Origin of the sequence: Rothia sp. HMSC061C12 (genome assembly GCF_001815755.1) — a bacterium.
GTDB classification, from domain to species: Bacteria; Actinomycetota; Actinomycetes; order Actinomycetales; family Micrococcaceae; genus Rothia; species Rothia mucilaginosa.
In genome coordinates this window covers 19,984-29,360 of the sequence record NZ_KV821874.1, presented here as the reverse complement: position 1 = coordinate 29,360, position 9,377 = coordinate 19,984, and the positions used below count along the sequence as shown (strand labels likewise).

Genomic DNA, 9,377 nt, shown 5'->3' with positions numbered 1-9,377 from the left:
CGCATCACCCTCGACCCGCAGCTCACCCTCTTGCAGAGCGTGCAGCGTGCTAACCCCGGGGTGAGCGAGCAGCATCTGCGCGACCAGTTGGCGCGCCTGCTTTTCCGCCGCGAGAGCGTGCACCATAAGACCGGTGACCTCTCCGGCGGTGAGCGGTTCCGCGCCGCGGTGGCGCAGGTGCTTCTGGCAGATCCGGTGCCGCAACTGCTCATGCTGGATGAGCCGACGAACAACCTCGATATTTCTTCGGTGGATTGGCTGGTGCAGGCACTCGAAGCCTACACCGGTGCGCTCATCGTGGTGAGCCACGATGAGGATTTCTGCCGCCGCATCCGCATTGACCGCACGCTGGCGCTCTAGGGTTCTGCACCCAACCCCGCGGGGCAGCATCTGAATACAACGAACGGGTGCCCGGCACCTCCGAATATGGAGGCGCCGGACACCCGTTTCAGTTACCTCACCGCGGCTACTTCACCGCGCTGACGAAAACTTAGATTAGAGGACCAGGCCCTTGGTCTGGGACACTGCGCGCTCGAAGCGAGCCTGAACGTCAGCCCAGTTCACAATGTTCCAGAATGCCTTGACGTACTCGCCCTTGACGTTCTGGTAGTCCAGGTAGAATGCGTGCTCCCACATGTCCAGCTGCAGAACGGGAATCAGTGCAACGGAGATGTTGCCCTGCTGGTCGTAAAGCTGCTCGATGATGAGGCGCTTGCCAACAGTGTCCCATGCGAGGATTGCCCAGCCGGAGCCCTGAATGGTCAGTGCAACGTTGGTGAAGTGCTCACGGAACTTGTCGAAGGAGCCGAAGAACTCGTCGATTGCCGCTGCCAGCTCGCCGGTGGGCTTGTCGCCGCCCTCGGGGGACAGGTTGTTCCAGAAGATGGAGTGGTTGGTGTGGCCACCCAGGTTGAACGCCAGGTCCTTGGAGAGCTTGGAGACGTTGCCGTATGCACCGTTCTCGCGTGCCTCTTCGAGCTGCTCGAGAGCTGCGTTAGCGCCTGCAACGTATGCTGCGTGGTGCTTGTCGTGGTGCAGCTCCATGATCTTTGCGGAGATGTGGGGCTCGAGCGCCGCGTAGTCGTAGGGGAGCTCGGGGAGGGTGTACTTTTCAGCCATGATGATGCCTTTCATTAGAAAACTTGGCTTGTATTAAAGATTACCAGCGTAGCGTTTACTTTACTTTTCATGAGTTGGGGTGCGTCACATTTATGTAAGACCTTGCTTGAGCATGTGGATTTCAGGCGAAGACTTTTCCCCACACCTGTGGATAATCCTGTGTATCAACAGGATTTTCGGGGTCGGCACCCTATTCTGCCTTGAAATACCGGGGTATGCACTCATATGAATAACAGAGTTGTAAGTTCTCCACACTGTGGATAACTACTGTGGATAACATCCTATTTTGGGGATGCGCGGGGGATAAACTGCAGAATTTTCGCCCTCATTCGGGGTGTTTTTCCTTCTACTAGCCAAAATATTGAGTACTAACAGGGCCGCCGAGCGATCTTACGCGCCTCCTTACGCCGGAGGCGGTGGATTAAGTGCACAGGGTTATCCACAGCTGTGGAAATTTTCGGGTTCCGCGGTTTTAAAGGTGAAAAGGTCTTCTGTTTAAGAACTTACCCTCGCTTTTAACAGCCTCGAAAGCCTGTAATTACAAGAATTTTTCGACTGGGCCCCTCTTTGCATCTTGCATTGCCACCATCGCCAGCTTCACCAAATCACATGCGTGTAAGTTCTCCACACTGTGGATAACCATTGTGGATAACCCCTATGGATAACATTCCTGGCGCGATACGGCGCAGCAACACCACAGCTGCAAGGTGCGCAGTGCAGATACGCAGACCCCTCAATTCATGCTCCTCCCCTAGTTCGCAGGGGCGCTCTTGCTAATCCCTATGAGGGCAAAGAAAAAGAGCACCCGACCATTGGATGCTCTTAGAGTGAGTTGATAGAAATTCGAGTTAAAAAGATACGGTACGGAATGCAGCCCAACCACGAACTGCACCCGCACCGCACATCCGTCGGTAGAAATACGAGTTACTCGTACACCGACGACAATCACCGATAAATAGAGAGTCGAACCTATCGAAGCGAGCTTCCGGTCTCGCCTCGGAGGCTTCCTTCGACCCCGTTATGTAATTAGTGTACACGGTTTCATTACGGTTGCAAAGCCAAAACCGAGATTTTTTTAAAAATTTTGTTATCGTTTCGTTATTTTTCACCCTTGGCAAGCTCTTTACACTCCCTAGAATTTTCATCCACACCCCTAAAAACCTTGATATTCCGCGGAAGTTGGCTCAATTCATGAGTATGCTTCTTGGTACGTTCTCATCTATACTTGTACCGGAAATCTTTTTAAATATGTCGTGCATCACTTGTCTACCCAAGGTTTTTATAGTCGCTGCGTGCAAAAAGATGACCCTAGCACCCTCCAAAAAATTAGCACCAAAGTGTCAACCATTACTTGACCGTACCAATTTAGGGTTACTGGGCAAGACCTTTCGCTACAATGGGTGCCAGCACACCACACCTCCCCTTAATAAGGGAGCTCCATATCCGATAAAAGAGGAACCAATCCCGTGCCCATACCAACCACGTCTGCGCAGCGGTCTGACAATACCGCACACAGCGAATCCATCCAGTGGCTCTCCCCGCAAGAGCGAGAAGGCTGGCTCTTTATCAGCTCCATCATCTTCAGCCTCACCCGCAAACTGGAAAACCAGTTGCAGAGCGAAGCTGGCATTAGCTTTGTCGAATACATGGTGCTCGCGATGCTCTCCGAGTCCAAGGATCATTCCCTCACCATGACCGAGCTGGCAGTTACTACCAACACCCTCCCGGCACGCCTCTCCCGCGTTGTGGCACGCCTGGAGAAGGACGGTTACGTCCGCCGTTCCCTCAGTGCAGAAGACCGCCGAGTCAGCATCTGCCACCTGCTCCCCGCAGGCGAGCAGAAGGTGCAGGAGGTCGCACCCGGCCACGTGAGCGAAGTACGCCGCCAAATTTTCGACCACCTGACCACCGAACAGGTTGAGCATCTCGCAGAAATCGGCGAGGCGGTCCTCGGCAACACCCCCTCAAACGTCATCTCGATTGATGCACTGCAGCGTGGGAACTACCCCACACAATAACCTCCTCCGCCTTCGGGTGAGAGTTGAGAGAACCAGAGATAAGGCACATTCCCATTGGGAACGTGCCTTATCTCTTTAAAGGCGCGCGCAGAACAACCTTTACGGAGGTGGTTGGGGGCGCATCGGGGTTCTAGCCACATCAGTTTCGCCGCATTTTCGAGAGATTTTTAAGATTTTTTGCGCCCTCTAGCCCCGTGCGCAGGCACCCAACATGGTGTCTCTATGTTTACCTTGAGCCGTAGGGTTTGTGGTTTTTAAACCCGCTGTCTATCCCTGTTAAACCGCGAAATCTCAAGGAAACACACCCAATACCACACAATCCAAAGAAAGTATTCAGGGCATCCACACTAAGGGTTGTGGTGACAATATGTCAGGGGTACCTTATCTGATTCACCGATTAGCCTTTTCTCTCTGTACATGGCGCACCCCACCCCTTACGATAAATATCAACAGGTTGCACCGCGCCATCCCGGCACCCAAAAGCAACCACCATATAAGGAGAAACCATATGTCTAAGTCTTTCTACGACCTTCTGAACGAGCAGATCGGCCACGAGTTCGCTGCATCCCACCAGTACCTGTCCATGGCTATCTGGCTCGACGGTGAGGACCTGCCCCAGCTGGCTAAGTTCTTCTACCAGCAGTCCCTCGAAGAGCGCGAGCACGCACTCATGATGGTTCAGTACAAGCTGGACCGCGGCCACAAGGTCGAGATCCCCGCTGTTCCCGCTGTCAAGAACGACTTCGAGAACGTTCAGGAAATCGTTGACATGTCCCTGGCACAGGAGAAGGCTGTCACCGGTCAGATCGAGGCCCTGTTCTCCGCAGCACGCGCTGAGAACTACGCACTGGGCGAGCAGTTCATCCTCTGGTTCCTGAAGGAACAGGTTGAGGAAGTTGCAACCATGGAGACCCTGGTGACCATCGTGAAGCGCGCAAACGGCAACCTCTTCGACCTGGAGAACTACGTTGCACGCGAGCTGGCACACGACCACGGCCAGGAGTCCGGCGCACCCGCAATCGCTGGTTCCTAATCTTGCGTTCAGGCGGCTAGACACCTAGTCGACCACGCAGAATATCTGCAAAATATTAAACGTTCCGCCCTCCCCACACGCCGTGGGGAGGGCGGAACGTTTATGTATATACGCCATGAAAGCACACCGCGGTGCACCGCCCATGAGCTAAAAGCCGCCAGAAGCTACTCGAATACTCATACAGTGCAGAGTAAACTTAAAAGCCTTAGATGCCGCATAATATCGCGGCAGAAAGAGGAGAGAATGACTCACACCAATCCAGATACCCTCAGCCGCGGCTCATATAGCAACTCACGCCGCGTAGCCGACATTCTGCGTGCAGAATCAGTCGGCGGTACCGTACTTCTGATTGCGACGGTGCTGGCAGTAGTACTCGCCAACACCCCCGCATCCACCTTCTATTTTGGTCTGCGAGACACCGTTGTTGGCCCGGTCATCCCCGGCTTCAACCACCTGCAGATGAGCATCGGAACCTGGGCAGCAGACGGTCTGCTCGTCGTTTTCTTCTTCCTCACCGGCCTGGAGCTGAAGAAGGAATTCGTGATTGGTGACCTCAAGTCGCCCTCCACCGCTATTGTGCCGATTGCGGCCGCCTTCGGTGGCGTGGCAGTGCCCGCGATTATCTACACGGCGCTGAACTTCACCAGCCCCACCGCTCTGCACGGCTGGGCAATCCCCACCGCAACCGATATTGCGTTTGCGGTGTCTGTTCTCGCTGCCGTGGGTACTTTCCTCCCCTCGGCGATGCGTGTCTTCCTGCTGACTCTGGCTGTGGTCGATGACCTGATTGCAATCTGCATTATCGCGATCTTCTACACCAATAACTTCCACGGCGAGTACCTGCTCTTCGCGCTCATTCCCCTCGCTCTTTTCGCGTTCATTGCCTACCGCGGTGAGACCATGCTGCACCTGAAGCCGCTGGCTGCCTGGCTGCTGCTTCTGCCCCTGGGTATTATCACCTGGGCACTCTTCCTCGAGTCCGGTATTCACGCCACCATTTCTGGTGTGGTTCTGGGCTTCCTGGTGCCCGTGAAGATGTCCGCTCGCTCCGAGGCGGCACAGGCTGAACACGGTCTTGCAGAGGTGCTGGAGCACCGATTCCGTCCCCTCTCTACCGGCATCTGCGTGCCGATTTTCGCATTCTTCAGCGCGGGTGTGGCTGTGGGCGGTTTTGAAGGCCTCGGACGCGCCCTCACCGACTCGGTGGCGGTCGGCATTATGGTCGCACTGGTTGCCGGTAAAACCATCGGTATTTTCGGCACCACCTGGCTCGTGACTCGCTTCAAGAACGCTAACCTCGATCCGGACATCGCATGGATTGACGTGATCGGTCTGGCTGCAACCGGCGGTATCGGCTTCACCGTGTCCCTGCTGGTCGCTGAGCTGTCCTTCCCGCACGGCTCTCCGCACACCGAAGACGCAAAGATTGCGATTCTCGTTGGCTCTGTTCTGGCTGCCATTGTGGGCGCGGCTATCCTGTCTCGCCGTAACAAGCACTACCGTGCCCTGGCTGAGAAGGAAAGCGTGGACGCTGACGACAACGGCATCCCCGACGTCTTCGAGGGCACCTACCGTGACCCGAAGGCTGAAGCCTAGCCAGAACCTCTAAGGTCTACTACCTTCTCTACACCCCGATTCCTCGCTGATAATGATGTCTCACCGCACTACCTCACGTCGCCGTACAGCACGAGCAAGACAGGCGCCTGCGCCTCCCTCAAGGTATGCAGAGATATCAGCACGCGTGGTGATCGGGGTGTATTCTTTTGCCGCGCTACTGACCACGTTCGCGTGGATTATCTCTCCTCTGCGGCACGGTCGCGGCTTCACTTGGTGGGAAGTCACCGCTGACCTGCTGAATATTCCCTCCACGCACACGCTACCCAGCGCCATTACGATGATTGTGCTTGTGTCCGGGCTGATTGTGCGCAAGCGTGCCGCTCTCATTGCCGCCATCGTTTTTCAGGTGCTTGGCGCGCTGATTGCGACCCATAGCGCCTTCACGCTGGTGTTCCCCGCGGGGATTATGCCGAAGGACCGTATTTTCTCCTCGACGGTCGATACGCTCTCCATCGTGTTTGCGTGTGCGCTGGTGCCTTTCCTTTTCTCGATTCGTTCGGCGTTCCCGGCACGCATTGGTCGCCTCTCGTGGGCGGGTGCGGCGGCTACGGCTGTTGGCGGCATCCTGCTGACTACTCTGGTGCTCTGGTACCTCTGCCACATCGGCGTGTGGGAGCCGTTGCGTTCGGTGACCCCGTGGGAGTTGCTGATGCACGGCATGGGTATTGAGCGTACCCATCCTGGCGTGTGGTCTGCTGATGTGGTGGCTTTCTTGGCGTCTTTTGGTTACGGTGCCTCGCTGGTTGCGGCGCTGTATCTGTTGGCTCGCGGTTATCGTGCCCCGGATGCGTGGACCGGCGAGAAGGAGCTGAAGATCCGCGCCCTGCTGCAGCAGTACGGTGCCAATGATTCGCTCTCATATTTTGCGACGCGTCGCGATAAGCAGGTGATTTTCTCTCCGGATCAGAGGGCGGCGATTACGTACCGTTCGGTGGGTTCGGTGTGTTTGGCGTCGAGCGACCCGGTGGGTGACCCGGATTCGTGGGATGCCGCGATTGAGCAGTGGATGTTGCAGGCGCGTAGTTACGGTTGGGTTCCTGCGGCGCTGAGCGTGAGTGAGGCGGGTGCGCGCGCCTATAACCGTGCGGGTCTGTCGATTATTCAGATGGGTGAGGAGGCGGTCCTTGAGGCGGACCGTTTCACGCTCAATGACACGTCGATGCTACCGGTGCGTCAGGCGGTTCAGCGTGTGCGTCGCGGCGGGTACACGGCGCAGATGCGTCGCTTTGCGGAGTTGGATGAGCAGCAGCGTCAGCAGGTTGCGGAGAATATTTCGGCGTGGCGTCATGGGCGTGTGGAACGCGGCTTCTCGATGGCGCTGAATCGTGTGAATGATCCGGCGGATTCTTCGTCTGTTCTGGTGTCGGCTCATGATGAGGCTGATCAGATGGTGGCTCTGCTGTCGTTCGTCCCGTGGGGTCCTACGGGGCTGTCTTTGGATGTGATGCGCCGCTCCCCTGAGGCACCTAATGGTGTGGTGGAGTTTATGGTGGCCTCGCTGATGGAGCAGGCGGCGTCTTTGGGTGTGCGTCGGGTGTCGCTGAATTTTGCGATGTTCGGCCATATTTTTGAGGCTGCTGATCAGGTGGGTGCGTCGGCATGGAACCGTTTCGCGTCCCGCTCTTTGGGTGTGCTGGATCGTTTTCTGCAGTTGCGCCGCCTGTATCGTTTCAATCTGAAGTTTGCCCCGCTGTGGGTTCCTCGTTTTTTGGCGACGGAGCCGACGTTGGCGATGGCAAATGTTGTGGTTGCGGCGGGTATGGCGGAGGGCTTTTTGCCGAATCTGTCGGCGCGCCGTTTGCAGAATCAGGAGCAGGTTCTTTCTGCAGATGAGCTGGAGGCTCTTCACCAGATGCAGCTCGCTACTATGGAAGAGCTTCCTGAGGTGTCGCGTAGCGATCAGACTCAGCACCGTCTGCGCCATCTGGAGGCGCTGCGTGCGGCGGGCATGGAGCCGTATCCGCTGGGTGGTTCTTTGGGCAGTACCAGTGCTCCTGTACTGGGCGTGAAGGATGCCCTGCGTATATTCTCTTCTGAAAATATTCCAAATTCGGAATTCATGGTTTCGGGGCGTATTCGCGCGCTTCGCAACCATGGTGGAGTCCTCTTTGCAACTCTGATTGAAGGGGGTGAAACCCTGCAGGTCGTCATGGAGCGCAGCCTGGTGGGCGAGCGCCCGCTGAGCCTCGCCTCCCGCAACCTGGATACCGGTGACATCATCACCGTGCGGGGCACCTAGGGGGCGAGCCGTAACGGTACCCAATCGCTGATTGCCACCTCCTGGCACATGGCGTCGAAGAGCCTGCACCCCATCCCCTTCGACTCCTTTACTGACCCGGAGGCGCGTCTGCGTCGCCGTTCCACGGACCTGTTGGTGCATCCGGATCAGATGCAGAATCTGCGTCTGCGTACCGCGGTCATTAAGGCATTGCGTGCCCGGCTGGATGCGGAGGGTTTCCTTGAGGTGGAGACCCCGATTCTGCATACGGTGCACGGTGGCGCGAGCGCGCGCCCGTTCCGCACGTATATCAATGCCTATGGCGAGGATTTGACGCTGCGTATTGCGCCGGAGCTGTATTTGAAGCGTCTGGTGGTGGGCGGTAGCGGTCCGGTGTATGAGCTGGGTCGTGATTTCCGCAATGAGGGCGCTGATGCGACCCATAATCCGGAGTTTACGGTGCTTGAGGCGTATCGTCCGTATGCGGATTATGTGCAGATGCGCGAGTTGACGGAGCGTCTGATTAAGGATGCCGCTCAGGCGGTGTTTGGTTCGGTGTCGTTGCCGCTGGGTCGTAGGGCTTCGAGCGAGCGCACGGTATCTGATGTGTCGGGTCCGTGGCGTGTGGTGTCGGTGTGTGATGCTCTGTCGGAGGCGCTGGGTCGCCGCGTGGATGTGCAGACGGATTTTGAGGAGCTGCTGGCTTTGGCGCAGCAGCACGGTGTGCGTGTTCACGAGGGTATGGGTCCGGGTGCCATCGTTGAGGAGCTGTATGGTGAGCTGGTTGAGGCGCATACGGTGGAGCCGACGTTCTATACGGATTTCCCTGCCGAGACGAGTCCGCTTGCGGCGCCGCATCGTAGTGTTCCGGGTTTGGCGGAGCGTTGGGATTTGGTGATTAACGGCATGGAGATGGGCTGTGCTTATTCTGAGCTGGCGGATCCACTGGTGCAGCGTGAGCGTCTGACGGAGCAGTCGTTGAAGGCGGCTTCGGGTGATTTGGAGGCGATGGAGGTGGATGAGGATTTCCTCTACGCCTTGGAGACGGGTATGCCGCCGACGGGTGGGTTGGGTCTGGGTGTGGACCGTTTGGTGATGCTGTTGGCTCAGACGCAGATTCGTGGGGTGTTGTCGTTCCCGTTTGTGAAGCCTGAACGCTCATAGCCCATCCGATGCCCCCGCTTCACCGCTAAGCCCGGTGCGAGGTTTTGTGCCTTGTACCGGGCTTTTTGCGCCCGCCCTGCCGGTACCGTCAACACCTCCACGGAGTCTATATTTACTCTGCCCATATATTAAGTATTCGTTACATTTTGGCTTGGGCCCCTTTTTAAGTTGCTCCGTGAGGGTTGCGCACCCCACAATGAGGTGACTA

Annotated in this window: 7 protein-coding genes; 6 read left to right on the top strand and 1 reads right to left on the bottom strand. The window is 56.9% G+C overall.

Annotated features, from left to right (window positions below; translation table 11 throughout):
* Positions 1–360: ATP-binding cassette domain-containing protein (locus tag HMPREF3055_RS07120; RefSeq protein ID WP_141758482.1), on the top strand; the 360-nt coding region annotated here is incomplete at its 5' end.
* A 135-nt stretch (positions 361–495) separates the two neighbouring features.
* Here HMPREF3055_RS07120 and HMPREF3055_RS07115 read toward each other — a convergent pair.
* Positions 496–1,119 (bottom strand): superoxide dismutase, encoded by a 624-nt coding sequence (locus tag HMPREF3055_RS07115; RefSeq protein ID WP_005507370.1) that lies wholly within the window; start codon positions 1,117–1,119, stop codon positions 496–498.
* Positions 1,120–2,585: 1,466 nt separating this feature from the next.
* Here HMPREF3055_RS07115 and HMPREF3055_RS07110 point away from each other — a divergent pair.
* From HMPREF3055_RS07110 to HMPREF3055_RS09435, 5 genes are all read left to right on the top strand, one after another.
* The gene (locus HMPREF3055_RS07110) at positions 2,586–3,137 is read left to right on the top strand and encodes a MarR family winged helix-turn-helix transcriptional regulator (RefSeq protein ID WP_141752094.1); all 552 of its coding nucleotides are present in this window, start codon (positions 2,586–2,588) and stop codon (positions 3,135–3,137) included.
* A gap of 508 nt (positions 3,138–3,645) precedes the next feature.
* On the top strand, positions 3,646–4,170 hold the full coding sequence (locus HMPREF3055_RS07105) for a ferritin (RefSeq protein WP_049341967.1): 525 nt from the start codon (positions 3,646–3,648) through the stop codon (positions 4,168–4,170).
* Between the two features lie 243 nt (positions 4,171–4,413).
* Complete coding sequence (gene nhaA / locus HMPREF3055_RS07100; protein ID WP_049341966.1) at positions 4,414–5,766, top strand: Na+/H+ antiporter NhaA; 1,353 nt, start codon at positions 4,414–4,416, stop codon at positions 5,764–5,766.
* 157 nt (positions 5,767–5,923) lie between these two features.
* Positions 5,924–8,026 (top strand): phosphatidylglycerol lysyltransferase domain-containing protein, encoded by a 2,103-nt coding sequence (locus HMPREF3055_RS09440; RefSeq protein ID WP_246826919.1) that lies wholly within the window; start codon positions 5,924–5,926, stop codon positions 8,024–8,026.
* 48 nt (positions 8,027–8,074) lie between these two features.
* Positions 8,075–9,169 carry an amino acid--tRNA ligase-related protein gene (locus HMPREF3055_RS09435; RefSeq protein WP_246826918.1) on the top strand — a complete coding sequence of 365 codons (1,095 nt, stop codon included), beginning with the start codon at positions 8,075–8,077 and terminating at the stop codon, positions 9,167–9,169.
* The last annotated feature ends 208 nt before the right edge of the window (positions 9,170–9,377 follow it).

What these genes read in the sequence shown, in the direction of transcription:
- HMPREF3055_RS07105 (WP_049341967.1), top strand. Translation starts at nt 3,646, where the DNA reads ATGTCTAAGTCTTTCTACGACCTTCTGAACGAGCAGATCGGCCACGAG.
- nhaA (WP_049341966.1), top strand. Translation starts at nt 4,414, where the DNA reads ATGACTCACACCAATCCAGATACCCTCAGCCGCGGCTCATATAGCAAC.
- HMPREF3055_RS09435 (WP_246826918.1), top strand. Translation starts at nt 8,075, where the DNA reads ATGGCGTCGAAGAGCCTGCACCCCATCCCCTTCGACTCCTTTACTGAC.
- HMPREF3055_RS07115 (WP_005507370.1), bottom strand. Translation starts at nt 1,119, where the DNA reads ATGGCTGAAAAGTACACCCTCCCCGAGCTCCCCTACGACTACGCGGCG.